The sequence below is a fragment of the Spirochaetota bacterium genome (genome assembly GCA_004297825.1).
Classification (GTDB): Bacteria; Spirochaetota; UBA4802; order UBA4802; family UBA5368; genus FW300-bin19.
Window position 1 is genome coordinate 42,613 of sequence record SCSX01000006.1, and the last position, 17,388, is coordinate 60,000.

13 protein-coding genes are annotated in these 17,388 nt (G+C 60.7%); 8 read left to right on the forward strand and 5 right to left on the reverse strand.

Features of this window, described 5'->3' with window-relative positions; all coding sequences use genetic code 11:
* Nucleotides 1–55 precede the first annotated feature (55 nt).
* On the reverse strand, nucleotides 56–1,330 hold the full coding sequence (locus tag EPN93_00725) for a hypothetical protein (protein TAL39801.1): 1,275 nt from the start codon (nucleotides 1,328–1,330) through the stop codon (nucleotides 56–58).
* A gap of 306 nt (nucleotides 1,331–1,636) precedes the next feature.
* Here EPN93_00725 and EPN93_00730 point away from each other — a divergent pair, with 306 nt between their 5' ends.
* From EPN93_00730 to EPN93_00745, 4 genes are all read left to right on the forward strand, one after another.
* Nucleotides 1,637–2,254 (forward strand): DUF3786 domain-containing protein, encoded by a 618-nt coding sequence (locus EPN93_00730; protein ID TAL39802.1) that lies wholly within the window; start codon nucleotides 1,637–1,639, stop codon nucleotides 2,252–2,254.
* Between the two features lie 163 nt (nucleotides 2,255–2,417).
* The gene (locus EPN93_00735; GenBank protein ID TAL39803.1) at nucleotides 2,418–2,702 is read left to right on the forward strand and encodes a GIY-YIG nuclease family protein; all 285 of its coding nucleotides are present in this window, start codon (nucleotides 2,418–2,420) and stop codon (nucleotides 2,700–2,702) included.
* Nucleotides 2,703–2,742: 40 nt separating this feature from the next.
* The gene (locus EPN93_00740; GenBank protein ID TAL39804.1) at nucleotides 2,743–4,596 is read left to right on the forward strand and encodes an ABC-F family ATP-binding cassette domain-containing protein; all 1,854 of its coding nucleotides are present in this window, start codon (nucleotides 2,743–2,745) and stop codon (nucleotides 4,594–4,596) included.
* A gap of 169 nt (nucleotides 4,597–4,765) precedes the next feature.
* A complete protein-coding gene (locus EPN93_00745) occupies nucleotides 4,766–6,739 on the forward strand; it encodes a PAS domain S-box protein (GenBank protein TAL39805.1) in 1,974 nt (657 codons plus the stop codon).
* Here the strand turns inward: EPN93_00745 and EPN93_00750 are convergent.
* A complete protein-coding gene (locus EPN93_00750; protein TAL39806.1) occupies nucleotides 6,475–7,716 on the reverse strand; it encodes a DUF89 family protein in 1,242 nt (413 codons plus the stop codon). The two genes, EPN93_00745 and EPN93_00750, sit on opposite strands and share 265 nt — an antisense overlap.
* 436 nt (nucleotides 7,717–8,152) lie before the next feature.
* On the opposite strand from EPN93_00750, the gene EPN93_00755 reads away from it, so the two are divergent.
* Nucleotides 8,153–9,034: a sigma-70 family RNA polymerase sigma factor gene (locus tag EPN93_00755; protein TAL39807.1), complete on the forward strand. Its 882-nt coding sequence runs from the start codon at nucleotides 8,153–8,155 to the stop codon at nucleotides 9,032–9,034.
* 79 nt (nucleotides 9,035–9,113) lie between these two features.
* Nucleotides 9,114–9,452, forward strand: coding sequence for a DUF3795 domain-containing protein (locus EPN93_00760; GenBank protein ID TAL39827.1), 339 nt, complete (start codon nucleotides 9,114–9,116; stop codon nucleotides 9,450–9,452).
* A gap of 80 nt (nucleotides 9,453–9,532) precedes the next feature.
* Here EPN93_00760 and EPN93_00765 read toward each other — a convergent pair whose 3' ends face one another.
* The 3 genes from EPN93_00765 to carB all read right to left on the reverse strand — a co-directional run bounded on the left by EPN93_00765 (nucleotide 9,533) and on the right by carB (nucleotide 14,102).
* Nucleotides 9,533–10,066 (reverse strand): phosphatase PAP2 family protein, encoded by a 534-nt coding sequence (locus EPN93_00765; protein TAL39808.1) that lies wholly within the window; start codon nucleotides 10,064–10,066, stop codon nucleotides 9,533–9,535.
* A 175-nt stretch (nucleotides 10,067–10,241) separates the two neighbouring features.
* Nucleotides 10,242–10,778 (reverse strand): bifunctional pyr operon transcriptional regulator/uracil phosphoribosyltransferase PyrR, encoded by a 537-nt coding sequence (gene pyrR, locus EPN93_00770; protein ID TAL39809.1) that lies wholly within the window; start codon nucleotides 10,776–10,778, stop codon nucleotides 10,242–10,244.
* Nucleotides 10,779–14,102 (reverse strand): carbamoyl-phosphate synthase large subunit, encoded by a 3,324-nt coding sequence (gene carB / locus EPN93_00775; protein TAL39810.1) that lies wholly within the window; start codon nucleotides 14,100–14,102, stop codon nucleotides 10,779–10,781. It abuts the gene before it with no gap.
* A 438-nt stretch (nucleotides 14,103–14,540) separates the two neighbouring features.
* On the opposite strand from carB, the gene EPN93_00780 reads away from it, so the two are divergent.
* Nucleotides 14,541–14,729, forward strand: a complete 189-nt coding sequence (locus tag EPN93_00780; GenBank protein TAL39811.1) for a hypothetical protein — start codon at nucleotides 14,541–14,543, stop codon at nucleotides 14,727–14,729.
* 215 nt (nucleotides 14,730–14,944) lie between these two features.
* Nucleotides 14,945–17,371: a PAS domain S-box protein gene (locus EPN93_00785; GenBank protein ID TAL39812.1), complete on the forward strand. Its 2,427-nt coding sequence runs from the start codon at nucleotides 14,945–14,947 to the stop codon at nucleotides 17,369–17,371.
* Nucleotides 17,372–17,388 lie beyond the last annotated feature (17 nt).

Sequence of the window (17,388 nt, forward strand, 5' to 3'; positions counted from 1 at the left end):
CCCGGTAACACACGAGTGAGTCGGGACCCGGGACACAGCCCATCGCCGAAATGTCCTAGGGACACACCGCCCCGGCGGGTTCGCCGCAATTGCCCGTGCACTCGACGTCCACGAAGCCTGCCGTGCCGTTCAGCATCGCGTTGATCCAGTCGACCAGGAGCACGCCGGCGGACGACGTCTGGTAGAGGTCCGCGTCCATGAGGATCGTGTGCACGTCGCCGGGGGCGATGAAGTAGTGGTAGGTGCCCGTCGTGACGCCCGTCACCGTATCGTCCACCATGCTGTTCATCTGGTTGTTCCAGGAATCCCACGTGGTGCAACTTACCGCATTCCAATCAGCCTCGGTATAATTCGCAGCGGCAATCTTTTCCATGACATTGAAAAAATACGACTGGTTTTCGTCCCACGCGGCGGTGTACTGCGCGAACTTCGCGGTGGTATAGTGGTTCGCGATCGCGGCATAAACGTCCGAGAGCGCCAGTGTTTCTATATTACCCGAGTCAAACGCGGTGAAATCGTCGTCCACGAGGATGTCGGTCGATACTGGAGCCTGGATATCCCAGTTAAGGACGCCGACAGTCTGGAAATTATTGTTTACGATACCGTTTCCCGCGTCTCCCAGGACGAAAAAGTGAGAAGAAGGGAATGCTCCCTGGATAAAGGGAAAGTTCATGATCGCCCCGTATGCGCCCGCGCTTATCCCGGTTACGAAAACCGTATCCGGATCCGTGGCGAATGTATCGATCATCCACTGAAGCACAAGATGGAAATTGACGCTTCCCCGGTGATGGATCGTCTGCGTGCCGGAACCGGCAGTCGTGTAGCTGGCGTCATTCGCGCCCCAGTGAAGGTCGCCGGTGCAATAGGGGATATAGACCATGTTCCAGTCCCTGAAGGGATTGCGGTCATCCGTGAAATCAAAGATTCCCCCGTAGCCGGGACCGTAGGTGAGCGCACCGCCGTTGCTGATTATATCAAGGATGCTTTGGTTATCGTAAAGCTGCAGCTCTTCCGAATAGGTTGATGTATCCAGGCAATTACTCCCGTGCCAGCATGCGCCACCTCCCTGGAAAAAAACCAGGAGCTTGTCTACCGAGCCTTCCTTGTAAAAGAACCTGAAATCGCTGCTGTAGGTGCCCGGGGCCCCCGAGCAGGAGGGCGCGAGGCCGTCGTAGGTGTATCCGGCATAGAAATTTGCATTGACCGTCTGCCAGTCAATCGCGGTCCAGTATTGTATATCGGTACTGCCGCCGCCTCCCCCGCCGCCTCCGCCCCCACAGGAGAGGATTGCCGTTAAAAGGATTATAATCGGTACATATCTTGTTTTCATGGGTTTATTCACCGTTCCTGTGCGGGTTGTATCGGACCCCGGACGATTCCCGGCTTCCGATTCCCAAAAAGTGCGGGACCCCGGCACAATGTGGCCGGTCCGTTTCCCGTCATGCGGGGTGTCATCCTCGCAGGATTAATTAAGGGCATGGGGACCGATATTTCAACTCAATTGTTGATCCGAACCGCGAATTGCGGACAGCCCTCTTCACCTAATAATGCTTGATGAGCTGTGCGGGGTTTGATATCCCGGGTCCTGTCGCGAACCGGGAACTACCCGCTTACACTTCACCGAATCCGGGGGCGCATGGAGCATCGCACCAACAGGGAACGTGCCTGCGAGCGCGCCGCGGAGATCGCGGCGGAGGAGCTCGCTCGCGCGGACATGGCCCAACGCTGCGCCGTCCTGGGGCTCGCACCCCCGTGTCCGGACGGGACCGTTTCCCTGGAGGTTTTCGGGAGGGTCATCGTGCTCCGGCCGCCCGGATTCACGGCACGTGACGCGGAATCGGGGGAGCCGGCCCGCCCGGTCGACCGGGTGCTCGCCTTGCACTACCTCCTGAACCGCGCGCCGGTGCGGGAAACGGGCGAGCTCATGAGTTTCCGCGAGTTGCCGGGGGGCGCGTTCTACCTGGGGCCCTTCCTGGCGCGCACCGCGGCACCGCTCGTGAAATCGATCGGGAACGACATTGCCGTGCTCCGGAAACGGCTCGACCGCTTCAGGTGGAGCGAGGCGGCCCTGGGAGACCTGGGGGCGCGCATCCAGGGAGTGGGCGCGCTCTACCTTGTACTCGCGTATCGTACGGGGGACGCGGAGTTTCCGCCCTCGGCTGAGGTGTACTTCGACGCGACGATCAAGAAAGCTCTTTCCACCGAGGACGCCGCGGCGATGGCGACGCGCATCTGCCTGGGACTGGCGCGGTGAAAGCGCGGAAACGTTTCCGCGCCGAAAAACAATTGAGATTTTTCTCGCGCATGCATACCCTGACCCGAAACAAAAAGGAGCCGGACGCCATGCAAAACGCACCGTTGAAAATCATCCTGCCTGCGCTGTGCGCATGCACCCTATTCCTTAGAAGGCGCAGGCCGTGACGGCCGGGGAGCCCGCGGCCTGGACGGTCTACGTGCTCCGTTGCCGGGACGGGAGCCTCTACACCGGCATTACGAACGACCTCGAGTCCCGCATGCGCGAGCACCTCGAGGGAAAGGGCTCCCGCTACGTCCGTTCGCGCCTTCCCTTCAAGCTCGCCTACGAGGAGCGGGCCCCGGACCGGAGCGCGGCCCTTAAGCGCGAGGCGGCCATAAAAAAAATGGACCGCGCCGGAAAAATGGGGTTGATTTCAGGATGGGCCCGGGCTATCCGGGAGCCTTGAGACCCTGGAGCGCCGATAAACCCATTGCACAGTCCAACCCATGATCACCGTCGATAACCTTTCCAAGTCATTTGGCGCGCGCATGCTCTTCGACGGCGTGAGCTTCAGCCTGGGCTTCCGGGAGCGCGCGGGGCTCGTGGGCCGCAACGGCCACGGGAAGACCACGCTCTTCCGCATCATCCTGGGCGAGGAACAGGCCGATTCCGGGACCGTGGTGATCCCGCGCCATTACCGCGTGGGTCACGTGAGCCAGGTCCTCACCTTCTCGGAGTCCTCGGTCATCGAGGAGGGGTGCCGGGGACTGCCCGAGGCGCACCGCGACGAGAAGTGGCAGGTGGAAAAGATTCTCTCCGGCCTGGGGTTCACCGCGGCCGACATGCAGAAGGCGCCGCGCGAGCTCTCCGGCGGCTTCCAGGTGAGGCTCAATCTCGCCAAGTCGCTCGTATCGACCCCCAACCTCCTGCTCCTGGACGAGCCCACGAACTACCTCGACATCACCTCGATACGCTGGCTCGCGCGCTTCCTGAACCAGTGGCAGTCGGAGCTGCTGCTCATCACGCACGATCGCGGATTCATGGACGGCGTCATCACGCACACGATAGGCCTGCACCGCGGCAAGGCGCGCAAGATCGCCGGGGGGACGGACAAGTTCTACACGCAGATCATCAAGGACGAGGAGATCTACGAAAAAACGCGCGTGAACGACGAGCGGCGCCGCAAGGAGATAGAGGTGTTCATCAGCAGGTTCCGCGCGAAGGCGCGCCTGGGGAGCCTGGTGCAGTCGCGCGTGAAGGCGCTGGAAAAGCAGGAAAAGCAGAACAAGCTCAAAAAGATCAAGACGCTCGACTTCGCGTTCAGGGAGGCCCCCTTCCCGGGCAAGTACACGCTCACGGCCCAGGGGATCACCTTTTCGTATTCCGGCGGGGAACCCTGGCTCATTAACGGGTTCGATCTCACGATCGGGCGCAACGATCGCGTGTGCGTGATCGGACGAAACGGCAGGGGCAAGTCCACCCTGCTCCGCCTCATGACGGGAGACCTCGCGCCGGCGGCCGGCGAGGTGAGCCTGAATCCCAATACGCGGATGGGCTATTACGCGCAGACGAACATGCACGTCCTCAGGCCCACGATGACGATCGAGGACGAGGTCCTTTCGGTCGTGCCCTCGGGCGAGCGGCAGGCGGCGCGCAATATCTGCGGGGCGATGCTCTTCGAGGGCGACGACGCGCTCAAGAAGATCGCGGTGCTCTCCGGCGGGGAGAAGAGCCGGGTGCTTTTGGCGAGGATCCTCGCGGCGCCCGCGAACATCCTCATACTGGACGAGCCCACCAATCACCTCGACATGGAATCCTGCGACGCCCTGCTCGCGGCGCTCGACAATTTCGACGGCGCGGTGGTCATGGTGACCCACAACGAGATGTTCCTTCACGCCCTCGCCACGCGCATCGTGGCCTTCCAGGGGGGCAAGGCGCAGGTGCACGAGGGAACGTACCAGGACTTCCTCGGGAAGATCGGCTGGGAGGAGGAGTCTGCGGCGGCGGATCGCGACGGGTCCTCTTCATCGGAGGCAGCCCTGAACCGCAAGGAGCTACGGAGGATTCGGTCCGATATCGTCACCCGGCGGTCGCGCACCCTTAAGCCCCTAGAAAAGCGTATCGGCGCGCTCGAAGAGGAAATCGCCGCCGCGGAAACGGAGCTCGCGGAGACGAACCGCCTGCTCATCGAGGCTTCCCGGCTGGGCGAGGGCGCGCGGATCCAGGAATTGTCTATCCGCGCCCACGACCTCTCCTCGCGCGCCGAATCGCTCTACGCGGACCTGGACGAGGCGACCTGCCGCCACGAGGACGAAACGCGCCGATTCGACGAAGAGCTTGCCGCACTAGGAGACGCGTAGCCCGGTTCCTTGACTTCATAGCGATACATCCATATATTTTCTGCAGGCGTCCATATCGCACCCGGTATGGAACGATCTCCCTATCCCGTGTACACAATGTCGTATTCGCATTGCCAGGCTGCCGATTCCGGGGTGCTATCCCCCGCGACGCCGAAAGCGAAGGTGTCCCATGCGGAATGGGAACGACAGCGACATGCGCGAAAAATCAGCCCTCCGGGGGGATCCCTGCGCTTCCCCCCACAGGCAGGGCCCGGGCATTCCCGGGGCCCTGGCCGGGGCGGCGCTGTGCGCCCTCGCGATCGTCCTCCTCGTGGAGCTTCTTGAATTTATCCTCGCGCCGGGCCTGCCGGCACCGTACCGGCTGCTCCTTGGAGCCGCGGCGGGAACAGCCGCCGGACTGGTGTCCGCCTGGTATGTCGTATTCCGTATGCTGAAGGATTATCGGAGAAACCTGGACGGTATAATCGGGCGCCTGCGCACCGAGGAAGAGCTCCAACGCAGCGAGGAGCGCCTGGGAACGCTCATACGGAATATTAACGAATACGTGTACAGCGTATACTTCACCGGCGGGACGCTTTCGTCCGCATTTCACAGCCCGCAATCCGAAAAGGTGACCGGGTACACCCCCGCGGAATACGAGGCCGATCCCGACCTCTGGCACCGGATGCTCTATCCCGCGGACCGCGAGCGCGTGCTCGCGTTTTTCGGGAACGTGCGCGCCAACCTGAACCCGGACCCGATCGAGCACCGCATCGTCCACAAGAACGGCGAGACCCGGTGGATATCCAATACCGCGTCGGTCATCCTGGACGAATGGGGCGAGGTGGCGCGCCTCGACGGGTTCGTACTGGACATCACCAGCCGCAAGCAGGCCGAGGAAGAGCTGCACGGGTACCGCGACCGCCTCGAGGAGCTCGTGTGCGCGCGCACGGGGGAGCTCGAAGCCGCGAACACGAGCCTCCAGCGGGAGATCGCCGGGCGCCGGCTTTATGAGGAGAAGCTCAAGAGAAGCGAGATCAAGAACCGTACGATACTCGAATCGTCGACCGACGCCGTCTTCCTGGAATCCCTGGACGGCCGCATATTGGACTGCAACCAGTCGGCGTGCGACCAGTTCGGCTACACTCGCGAGGAATTGCACGGCATCACCGTGATGGACCTGCTCCCCGGGGACGCCGGCATGATCCATCCGGATGCCGTCCGCGACAGGCTTGCCGGCGACGGCATTTTCATCGAGACGAGAAACATGAGAAAAGACGGCAGCGTCTTTCCCTGCGAGGTGCGCGCGCGCCTCGTGGTCATCCAGGACGAGGAGCTTGTGGTGGTGTTCGTGCACGACCTTACCGCGGCCAGGCGCGCGGAGGAGGAAATACGCTCGCTCAACGAGAATCTCACGGGCGCCGTCGCGAAGCTGGAGGAGGCGAACAGGGAGCTCGAGGCGTTCAACTACACGGTCTCGCACGATCTTCGCCTTCCGCTCCTCACCATAGGCGGGTACGCGAACCTGGTCGCCCGTCATTTCGGCGGGCTCATCCCCGATGAGGCGCACCGCTACCTGAAGATAATCGGGGACGAGGTCCGCAGGATGGAAAACCTGTTAAGCGACCTGCTGGAGCTTTCCCGCCTGGAAAACCACCAGTTCGATCTCAAGCCGATCGATATTGCCGCGATGTCGACGCGCATATTCTCGCTGCTCGGTCCGCGGGAGGATGACCGGCAGCCCAGCCTTCAAGCGGGCACCCTGCCCCCGTGCTTCGGCGACGAGGTCATGATCGAGCAGCTTCTTAAAAATTTGATAGGGAATTCGCTCAAATATTCGTCGCGGCAGCGCCATCCAAAAATAGAAATGGGGGGATGGAACCAGGGGATCGAAAATACCTATTTCGTGAAGGACAACGGTATCGGTTTCGACATGAAGGATGCCGATAAGCTTTTCGAAATTTTCGAGCGGCTGCATCCCCAGGAGGAATTCCCCGGCACGGGTGTGGGTCTTACCATTGTGCAGCGCATCGTCTGCCGGCACGGGGGACGCGTATGGGCGGAATCAAGGCCCGGGAAAGGAGCGACCTTTTTTTTCACGCTCCCGGCGGTACAGGTCGATGTAAATCCGCGGCAAAATACAAAGGCATTGGCCACGGATTGACGCGGATGAACGCGGATTTTTTGTCGGCAAAGTGGGATGCCGTGTCCTTTAGGCTCCGACGGTGCGGGCAGGCAGGCGATGTCGAGAAGATCCTTTCCCAGGCGCGCCGCGACGTACGCGCACTTTACCTTGAGCAGGAAGTACATCCGCGCCCCCCGCTTCGCGAACCCATCGAGCTCGCCGTCGATGACCGTTTCCAGGTTCCCCTGTCCCTTGAAGACAATCATGTCCGCGGAGGCGAGCGCGTCCAGGAATTCGGGGGACGATGCGCGTCCGTCCACCCCGGGGAGCGCGGCCCCCGTCGTGACAATGCGCACCAACCCGTCCAGGCCCGACGCACGCGCGTCGTCCAGCGTCGCGTCATTGATGATGGGGCCGCCCCGTACCGCGAAGACTACGCGCGAAGGGCCAAGGCGCTCGAGGAGCAGCCGGTCGAAAACGATTTCCCCCGCGTTGTCGCCCACGTAGAGTATGCGCTCCGCGTGCGCGGCGTCCTCCCGGAACGCGCGCGCGAAGTCCTCGTCCGCGTCGCCCGCCAGGGCGCGCTCCATGGACTCCAGTATATCGGCCCGCCCCGCCCCCTGCCGCGCGCCATAGTCTATGATGTTCCCGGCGATCGCGACCCTGAGCGCGGCCATGAGCGGGTCCGGGCTCGCATCGACGCGTGCCTTCATCGCGGGAAAAAGCTCGAGCGAGACTTGCGTGCTGCGGCGCTTCAATTCACGGTAGGGGTCCTCGTCGCCCAGCAGGTCTCTGATCTTTGCGTGAAACGCCGCCGCGGCCGCCGGGGGCGACAGGTTCATGTCGAACGCGGCCAGGCCGGCGAGCGCGGCCTTCATGCAGGCCATCTTCGCATCGGGGTCGATCGGGGCATGCTCGAGCAGTGCCTCTATCTGTCTCACGCTGCAGGTCACGCATCCGAGCGTCATCTTCACGCCGTTACCTCCGGTATCGTCATCGCAGCGCCATTCAGGCATGACCCGCGCGGGACGGCAAATCCTTTATGGACGGGCGTATTGGCCCCCGCATCGCCGTGATCCGTGGAAATCCGTGTAAATCCGCGGCAAAATACAAAGGCATTGGCCACGGATTGACACGGATGAACACGGATTTTTGTTGGCCTGATCGTTGCGTAATGGTTTTCAGCGGAGCGGGTTTGTGGAAAACCGACTATCCTGCTCTTCCGTGATCCGTGGAAATCCGTGGAAATCCGTGTAAATCCGCGGTAAAATACAAAGGCATTAACCGCGAATGGACGCGAATGAACACGAATTTAAGGATCGTGATCGTTGCGTAATGGTTTTCAGCGAGGCTGCTCTCCGGAGATCGGTTCGCTCTGCCCGGCGCAAAAAAAAACGCTCGCGATTGTCACGAACACGGGTTTATTGTGTATAAGGGACAGGGGGAGGAACGATGTACAACCCGTTTGTCGAGATCAGGGACGAGACCGAAAGGGACGAGGACATCGTCGCGCGCGTGCTCGAAGGGGACGCCGCCGCGCTCGAGCGGCTGGTCTACCGCCACCAGGCCTGGATATACAACATCGCCCTCAAGATGGTGCTCGACCGCCACGATGCGGAGGACGTGACGCAGGAGATACTGCTGAAGATCGTCACGCACCTGTCGGCTTACAATCCGGCGAAGGGATCGATACGCACCTGGATTTACCGTATCGCCGCCAACCACGTGATCACTATGCGGACCAGGGGCCCCGAAACGCTCGTGGCGAGCGCGCGAATTAAGGACGCCTTCACGCCCGCGGTGGATGACCTGGAGGACACCCGCGACTCGAACCGTCCCGACTATCGGCTCCTCGCCGATGAAGCCCGGGAGCTCTGCCTGACGGGGCTCCTGCTCTGCCTGGACCGGCGCAAGAGGCTCGCCTTCATCCTGGGCGAAATCTTCCAGGCGGGCGCGCGCTCCGGCGCGGAGATACTGGGCGTAAGCGAGTCCAATTTCCGCGCACTCCTTTCCCGCGCGCGAAAGCAGCTCGCGAATTTCCTTGAGGCGCGCTGCGGGCTCATCGATCCCGCAAACCCGTGCCGATGCGCGCTTCAAGTCGGGAACATGATCCGCGCGCGGTGGCTCCCGGACGGGGACGCGGGAAGCACGGCTTCGCACCGGCGGAAGATCGCGGACGTGGTCGTCGTGAAGACCCGGGAACGCACGAAGGAATTGTCAAATGCGCTCCGCCTCTATCGCGACACGCCCTTTGAGGAAAACACGGAGTTGTCGGGACGAATCCTGGAAATCATGGGGCGCGAGGACGTACGGGAGCTTTTCATGCTTCAGTGAGATTTCTTTGACCGTTATGCGCAATTTAAAAAGAATTTAACGATCCGATATTCACACAGGGAGGAACATCATGAGTGAAATGATTGCAATGTGCGGGCTCGACTGCGCGGCATGTCCCGTGTACCGGGCGACGCAAAAAAACGACGATGAGAAGCGCGCAAAGGTCGCGGAACTCTGGTCGAAGATGTTCGGCCGTCCGTTCACGATCGACGAGATAAACTGCGACGGCTGTCTTTCGGGATCCGATACGCTTTTCGGCCACTGCAAGTCGTGCGTCGTGCGGTTGTGCGGGATGGAGAAGGGACACGACACCTGTGCCGCCTGCGCCGATTATTCCTGCGCGAAGCTGGACGGCCTCCTGTCGTTCATCCCCAACCCCGCCGCGCGTCAAAACCTGGAGGCGCGCAGGAAGGGCTGAAATCATGGTTTCGCCGGAAAGGCCCTCCTGCCATGATACGCGGGAGGGCCGGTACTGCGGGGCTCTGACCCCTTTAATGCCTAGAGTATCACCCACATGGCGCCATATGCGGACGCAACGCCAAGAATTGCCCCGCTGATTACATCGGAGGGATAATGCACGCCGTTGTACACCCTTGAGAACGCGACCCCCGAGGCCCATGCATATAACGGGATGGGGCTGAATCCGTAGAATACGGGGAGCACGGCCGCGATCAGGAACGCGCCCGCGGTATGCCCGGAGGGAAAGCTGAACTTGTCGGGCGGCTTCACCAGGCACTGGATCCCTGCGCTTTCGCACGGGCGCTCGCGCCTCACCAGGTTCTTTACCGCCTTTTGAATAATGAGCTCTATCCCGAACGCCGAGAGCGTGACCCCGAAGACGGTCCGCGCCCCCTGCAGGTCGAACACCAGAATCGCGATCGCCGGGAGTATATAGAGGTACCCGTCCGCGCTTGCGGAGAGCAGGTACATGATCCGGTCGAAAAAACGCGCCCCGGTCAAAAAAGATACCTTTCTGCAAAGGAGCTTGTCGAAATCGTCCAGGTGCGCCGCTACTGCCTTCATCATGGCCATTCACCCCACATGGTTTCCGCTTTTCTGTTTGTTTCTCCGCGGAATGAATAAGCCTTCCCCTCGAGATACAATGCGTGAAATATAGTGCAATACCCGGGATATTCAAGGGAGGGCGAGTATTTTTTACAATCCCGTGAAAATTCGGCTGGTGATATCGTCTCCCACACCGCCCCCGTCAGGGGCGTGTGAGGCTCACGTGGTCCTCGGTGTTGTCGTGGATATTGAGGCGCACCCGCACCTTGTCCTCAAGGGTGGTGTCCACCCTGAAGCCAAAATAATCGGGCTGGATGGGCAGTTCCCTGTTGCCGCGGTCCACGAGCACGAACAGGCGGATCGCCTGCGGCCTCCCGAACGTGGTGAGGGTTTCAAGCGCCGCCTTGGTGGTCCTGCCGGTGAAGAGCACGTCGTCCACGAGCAGTATCGTCTTCTTGGTGATATTGAACTCGATCTTGGTTTCCTTGATGACGGGGAGCACCCCCCGCGTCGCGAGGTCGTCGCGGTAGAACGTGATGTCGAGGATGCCGGACCTGATCTTCTTCCCGGACAGGCGCTCCAGGCGCGCCAGGAGCCTGGTGGCGAGCTCCACACCGCGTGTCTGGATCCCCACGATCGCGAGCTCGTCCAGGTTCGGGATTTCCGCGTGGATCTTGTCCGCGGTTTCGTCCAGGATGCGCGCGATGTCGTCCTTGTTCAGAATGATCTGTTCGCCCATTTAATCGGCCTCCTTGTGGTATTCCTGGAGCGATCTCACCGTGATCTCGCCGTTCTTCCTGACCTCGAGCAGCCCCTGTACGGCAGCCTTCGCCGCGGATATCGTCGTTATAATGGGCACGTGATAGCGCAGCGCAGCCTGCCGGATCGTGAAGGCGTCGTGCTTGGGAATCTTTCCCGTGGGCGTGTTTATGATCAGGTCGATCTCGCCGTTCTTGATCAGGTCGATAATGTTGGGCCGTCCCTCGCTCACCTTGAACACACGCTCGCAGGGGATGCCGTTGTCGTTGAAATAGAGCGCGGTCCCCTCGGTGGCGACCAGGCGGAACCCGTTATCGTACAGGAGCCGGATGTCCCCCAGGAGCGCCTCCTTCGAGAGCGGGTTGATCGAGAGGAACACGGTCCCTTCCATGGGCAGGAGGTCGCCCGCCGCCATCTCGGCCTTGAAGAATGCCTCGCCAAAATGCGCCGCGATCCCCATCACCTCCCCCGTCGATTTCATCTCGGGCGAGAGCAGGGTGTCCACCCCCGGAAATTTATTGAACGGGAGCACGGCCTCCTTCACGCTGATATACGGCGTCTCCTTCATCTTCACGAGCTTGAAATCGGCGAGCTTCTTTCCCAGCATGAGCCTCACGGCGATCTTCGCGAGCGGGATGCCGGTCGCCTTGGACACGAAGGGCACCGTGCGCGAGGCGCGCGGGTTCACCTCGAGGACGTAGAGGAGACTGTCCTTGATCGCGAACTGGATGTTGATGAGCCCGATAACGCCCAGCTCCATCGCGAGCGCCTCGGTGGATTTCGCGATCTCGTCCATCATGAAGCGGTTTATCGAGAGCGGCGGGATGATACAGGCCGAGTCGCCCGAGTGCACGCCCGCCTGCTCGATGTGTTCCATGATCGCGCCTATAAACACGCGCTCCCCGTCGCACAGGGCGTCCACGTCGATCTCGATCGCGTCCTCGAGGAAATCGTCCACGAGGATGGGATGCTCGGGCGAAAGGGTCACCGCCGTGCTTATATACTCGACCAGGCTCTTCTCGTCGTACAGGATGGACATCGCGCGCCCGCCCAGCACGTACGAGGGACGCACCAGGATGGGATAGCCGATCCGGTTCGCGGTCGCGATCGCGTCCTCGGCGGTGAAGGCGATGCCGTTCTCCGGCTGGCGGAGCTTCAGCGCGTGCACCACCTGGGCGAAACGCTCGCGGTCCTCGGCGCGGTCTATGGAGTCGGGGGAGGTGCCGATAATCTTCACGTCGTTTTCTTCGAGCGCCTTGGCCAGGCGGAGCGGGGTCTGCCCGCCGAACTGCACGATGACCCCGTCGGGCTTCTCGCGCCGGTAGATATGAAGAATATCCTCCAGCGTGAGGGGCTCGAAGTATAATCGGTCCGAGGTGTCGTAGTCCGTCGAGACCGTCTCGGGATTCGAGTTCACCATAATGGAATCGATGCCCTCCTCGCGCAGCGCGAAGGAGGCGTGGCAGCAGCAGTAGTCGAACTCGATGCCCTGCCCTATCCGGTTGGGCCCGCCACCCAGGATCATGACGCGCATCCTTTTCGATTCACGGGTCTCGTCCTCGTCGTCGAAGGACGAATAGTAGTACGGGGTGAAGGCCTCGAACTCGCCCCCACAGGTGTCGACAAGCCGGAAGCCGGGAATTATTCCATTGCTAAAGCGGAACTCGCGCACCGCGCGCTCCTTCTGCTTGATGGTTTTCGAGAGCTCCTTCTTGAAGGGTATGCCCTTCTCGTGCAGGTCCTTGATTTGCGCGGCGTTCGAGAGGAATCCCAGTTGCATATCCGAGAAGCCGAGCGTCTTCATGCGTCGTACCGATTCGGGAACCAGTCCGTTCTGCTCGTATTCGCGCGAGAATTCCTTCCCCGCCTCGACGATCTCCCTGAGCTGATCGAGAAACCAGGGATCGATGCGCGTGAGCTGCTCCAGGCGCTCGACGCTCCAGCCCAGCGATAATGCTTTTTCGAGGTAGAACACGCGGTCCTCGCGCGGGTTCACGAGCCCCTGTTCCAGGAAATCCCTCTGCACCTTTTCCGAGAGCCCCTTGAGCGCGTCGTCGAGCTTGAAGCTCCCGTCGGAGCCGAAGCCGTACCGGTCGATCTCGAGCGAGCGCAGCGCCTTCTGAAAGGATTCCTTGAAGGTGCGGCCTATCGCCATCGCCTCGCCCACCGATTTCATCTGCGTCCCCAGCCTCGTGTCCGCGCCCTCGAACTTCTCGAAGGCCCAGCGCGGGATCTTCACGACGACGTAGTCGATGGTGGGCTCGAAGCTCGCGGGGGTCTCCCGCGTAATGTCGTTGGGAATCTCGTCCAGGGTAAGCCCGATCGCGAGCTTCGCCGCGATCTTCGCGATGGGAAAACCCGTCGCCTTGGAGGCGAGCGCGGAGCTGCGGCTCACGCGCGGGTTCATTTCGATGACCATGACGCGTCCGTCCCGCGGGTTCACCGCGAACTGGATGTTGGAGCCGCCGGTATCGACCCCGATCTCCCTGATGATGCGGATCGACATGTCGCGCAGGTTCTGGTATTCGCGGTCGGTGAGCGTCTGCTGGGGGGCGACGGTTATGGAATCGCCGGTGTGAATCCCCATGGGATCGAGGTTCTCGATGGAACAGATGATGACGACGTTGTCCTGGGTGTCGCGCATCACCTCGAGCTCGAATTCCTTCCACCCGATGACCGATTCCTCCAGGAGCACCTGGTTTATCGGAGACTCGTCCATGCCCTTGCGGACCAGGTCCGTGAAATCTTCCTTGTTGTAGACGATATTGCCCCCGGTCCCGCCCAGGGTGAACGCCGGCCGTATGATGATGGGGAGCTTGATCCGTTCGAGCGCGAGCAACGCCTCGTCCATGGACGAGGCCAGCATTGAATCGGGAACCTCGAGACCGATATCGATCATAGCTTTTTTAAAGAGGTCGCGATCCTCGGCTTTTTTAATTGAATCTATATTCGCGCCGATAAGCTTTACGCCGTATTTTTCGAACACACCCCGCTCATGGAGCTCGAGCGAGACATTGAGCGCCGTCTGGCCGCCCACGGTGGGGAGCACCGCGTCCGGCCGCTCGCGCGCGATGATCTTCTCGACAACATCGGCGTTGATCGGCTCTATGTAGGTGCGGTCGGCCAGCTCCGGGTCGGTCATGATGGTCGCCGGGTTGGAATTGATGAGCACCACCTGGTAGCCCTCCTCGCGGAGTGACTTGCACGCCTGCGAACCCGAGTAGTCGAATTCGCACGCCTGCCCGATCACGATGGGCCCGGAGCCTATGATGAGTATCTTTTTTATGTCTTCACGTTTGGGCATGTATCACCTCGGCGGACGAGCGCCTGCGAGTAAATGTGTGCATACGAGCGCGGTATAATCAAGAAAAAACACGGCATTCATGGAACGGGCGGCACGCGCCCCGCCGGGACGGACCAATCCGACGCGCTGCTAGGCAAAAAAGCAAAAGTTAAAACTATTTGTCAATTACAAATATGTAAAATCGCGGTGAACCGGGCGCGCGATGCGGCCTCCGGGGGGCACGAATGACCCCGGGAAATGAAAAATTGTAAAAGACTGGACAAATATCGACCGGCCTCCTAGCATGTTAACGCATGGCGTCTTTCGATATCCGGGGTTTTCATCCGGGATCGTTTAGTGCCGCGCGAATCGGAGCAAAGGCTTGTTGAACCGTGACGGCCCTCCGCGCGATTCTTCGCCCAGGGCGCCGGAAGCATACGCACTTGGCACAGGAGTGACATGAAGGCAATATTTATAAACAAGGCGCGGATGCGGGAAGTCGATCTCCTGGAGTACGGTCTGGATGACGATTTCCTCAGGCTCATGAGCGAGTACAAGATACTTGAAAGCCACATAATCTACTTTTCCGCCGGTGACTCCAAGATCAAGGAGATACTGGTTAAAAAAGAGGCATCTTACTCCGTCTAAAGCGAGTTATTCGGAAATTCCCGCAAATTATCCCTGTTACCTCATCTTTGGAGAAGGAACCCCAATTATTTTGTGTTAGAGGCGGTCCGTCGCGCCGAAATATAAGTAATGCGCGTCCGGGATAAAAATAGCGGCAAACCCGGCGCAGGCTTCCATATCCATTCGTGCCAGGGCCCTAAGACGTGGAACACAACCCAGCGGAATAACCAGAGCACATGAGTACGAAAAAAGACCACATTCCGGGCGACAAACGCGGAGAGACCCATGATTACAAGGGGCTCTTCAGGGCGACCCCGCTTCCCGTATTCATTCTCGGCAGGGACTACAGGATCAGGGAAACCAATACACGATTCGACCGGCAGTTCGCGGGTCCCAGACAGGGTGACCGGTTCTGCTACGAAATTTTCCACGACAAGCCCCTTTCCGGCCCCTGCCCCCAGTGTCCGGCGACTACGGCCTTTCTCACCGGCAAGGATACCTCGGCCGTATGCCCGGTGGAAAAGGATGGAGGCACCACCTATTATCGCAAGGACGTGGTCCCCGTCAAGGACGCCGGCGGCGCCATCACGACCGTCATGATAGCGGTCCAGGATATCACCGATTCCGTGGAACGGCAGATGCTCCAGGAATCCCACAGCCGCGACCTCGAAAACACCATACATATCCAGATAGACGAACGGCGCGCCAAGGAACGCATGCTGTCGGTGCTCGTGAACACCATATACGAAATCAAGGGCGTGCATCACCTCGATGAGAGCATGGACCGGATAATCAGCGGATTTTCGGACCTGGGGGCGCAGTTCATTGTGGTGGTGATGAGCGACGAGCGCGCCATGAAGTGCGTGAAGGCGCACCCCGCACCGATGCTCTCGGAGTTCGAATCCATTCTGGGCGCGGGGATACTCGGAAGGCAGGTCTCCCCGAAGCGCCATCCGCGCAACCCCTTCGTCCACGCCGTACGGACCGGCAAGCCCATGCCCTACCGGGGCGAGCGGGGCATACGGGTATTCCTCCAGGAGTGTTTCGCGGGACTGGACGAGCTCGTCGTGGAGCGCATCGCCTCCAGGGTCAGGGACACCTCGATCGTCGTGTTCCCCCTGAAGACCAACAGCACCAGCCTGGGCGCCATAGGGCTCTCCATCGCCGTGGACACCCTGGAGCGGAATTACGAGTATCTGAACTTCCTGGCCAACACGGCGGCGATAGAGTTCAACCGCCAGATAAGCTCGATGAAGCTCCAGGCCTCGGAGGAAAAATATCGCAACCTCGTCGAGCGCTCGCGCGACATGATCATCCTGTGCGACCGCGCGGGCATCATCAACTATTCCAACCGGATATTTTACAAGTCCACGGGAATTTCCACCCTGCAGAAGAAAGGGCTTTCGGTCTATTCCCTCTTCACACCCGAGGGGGGACTGCAGCTTAAGTTCGCCGTGGACGCCGCGCTCTCGAGTTCCTCGGGCGTGGATCCCATCGAGCTCCCCATGTCGACCGTGGGAAAGGGCGATATCTGGACCGAAATAATGATCAACTCCCTCGAGAAGGAACACGAGGGTTTCCAGATCGTCGCGCGCGACATCTCCCGTAGAAAGAGTCTCGAGCGCCTGGTGGGAAACCTCTCGGCGTTCCAGGAAAAGATCCTCCAGAACGATTTTATCGGCATCATCACCACCGACCTGGCGGGCACCATCACGAGCTGGAACAAGGGAGCCCGGTTCATCCTGGGATACGCCTCGCACGAGGTGCTTCAGAAAAACGTGTCCGATCTCATCATCGGCGGGGACCCGGAGTCCCCGCGCCGCATGAGCGCGGGCGGCTCGTGCCCCACGCACCAGGTGAGCAGCGCGGTCCGCTTCCAGAGGCGCGACGGCCGGCCGGTAAACGTGCTGTACGTGGAATCGGCGATGCGCGACGAAACCGGCACGCCGCTCGCCATCATCGCGTTCTTCTTCGACAATACGGAAAAGATCGAGCTCGTGGAAAAAGGAAAGGAGCTCACGAGCCGCCTCCATCAGGCGCAGCTCATCACCATACTCTCCCTCGCGAAGCTCACCGAGTACCGGGACATCGAGACGGGCATGCACCTCGAACGGATCATGCGCTACACCGAGATACTCGCGCGGGAAATGGCGAACAACGACGACTACAGAGATTACATCACCGAGGAGTATATCCGCGACCTGGTCAACTCATGCCCGCTGCACGACATAGGAAAGGTCGGGATTCCCGATTCGATCCTCCACAAGCCCGGCAAACTCACGCGGGAAGAATTCGAGGTCATTAAGCGCCATTCCACGATTGGCGGCGACACGATCGCCGAGGCCGAGAAACGCGTTGAGGGCCGGAGCTACCTGAACCTGGGCAAGGAGATCGCCTACTACCACCACGAGCGCTGGGACGGAAGCGGCTATCCCATGGGGCTCGCCGGCACGCAGATTCCCCTTTCCGCGCGCATCGTGGCAGTGGCGGATGTCTACGACGCGCTCATCAGCAAGCGGCCGTACAAGGACCCGTACCCGCACCACCGCGCGATCGAGATCATCACCGGGAGCGCGGGCTCGCATTTCGACGAGTCGGTCGTGCGCTGTTTCATGGACCGGGAAAAGGACTTCCAGGGCATGGGCGAGCGCTACCTCCAGTAGGAACTAAACCGCCTCCT

What these genes read in the sequence shown, in the direction of transcription:
- EPN93_00745 (TAL39805.1), top strand. Translation starts at nt 4,766, where the DNA reads ATGCGGAATGGGAACGACAGCGACATGCGCGAAAAATCAGCCCTCCGG.
- pyrR (TAL39809.1), bottom strand. Translation starts at nt 10,778, where the DNA reads ATGGGCGAACAGATCATTCTGAACAAGGACGACATCGCGCGCATCCTG.
- EPN93_00725 (TAL39801.1), bottom strand. Translation starts at nt 1,330, where the DNA reads ATGAAAACAAGATATGTACCGATTATAATCCTTTTAACGGCAATCCTC.
- EPN93_00755 (TAL39807.1), top strand. Translation starts at nt 8,153, where the DNA reads ATGTACAACCCGTTTGTCGAGATCAGGGACGAGACCGAAAGGGACGAG.
- carB (TAL39810.1), bottom strand. Translation starts at nt 14,102, where the DNA reads ATGCCCAAACGTGAAGACATAAAAAAGATACTCATCATAGGCTCCGGG.
- EPN93_00740 (TAL39804.1), top strand. Translation starts at nt 2,743, where the DNA reads ATGATCACCGTCGATAACCTTTCCAAGTCATTTGGCGCGCGCATGCTC.
- EPN93_00750 (TAL39806.1), bottom strand. Translation starts at nt 7,716, where the DNA reads ATGCCTGAATGGCGCTGCGATGACGATACCGGAGGTAACGGCGTGAAG.
- EPN93_00785 (TAL39812.1), top strand. Translation starts at nt 14,945, where the DNA reads ATGAGTACGAAAAAAGACCACATTCCGGGCGACAAACGCGGAGAGACC.
- EPN93_00765 (TAL39808.1), bottom strand. Translation starts at nt 10,066, where the DNA reads ATGGCCATGATGAAGGCAGTAGCGGCGCACCTGGACGATTTCGACAAG.
- EPN93_00780 (TAL39811.1), top strand. Translation starts at nt 14,541, where the DNA reads ATGAAGGCAATATTTATAAACAAGGCGCGGATGCGGGAAGTCGATCTC.
- EPN93_00760 (TAL39827.1), top strand. Translation starts at nt 9,114, where the DNA reads ATGATTGCAATGTGCGGGCTCGACTGCGCGGCATGTCCCGTGTACCGG.
- EPN93_00730 (TAL39802.1), top strand. Translation starts at nt 1,637, where the DNA reads ATGGAGCATCGCACCAACAGGGAACGTGCCTGCGAGCGCGCCGCGGAG.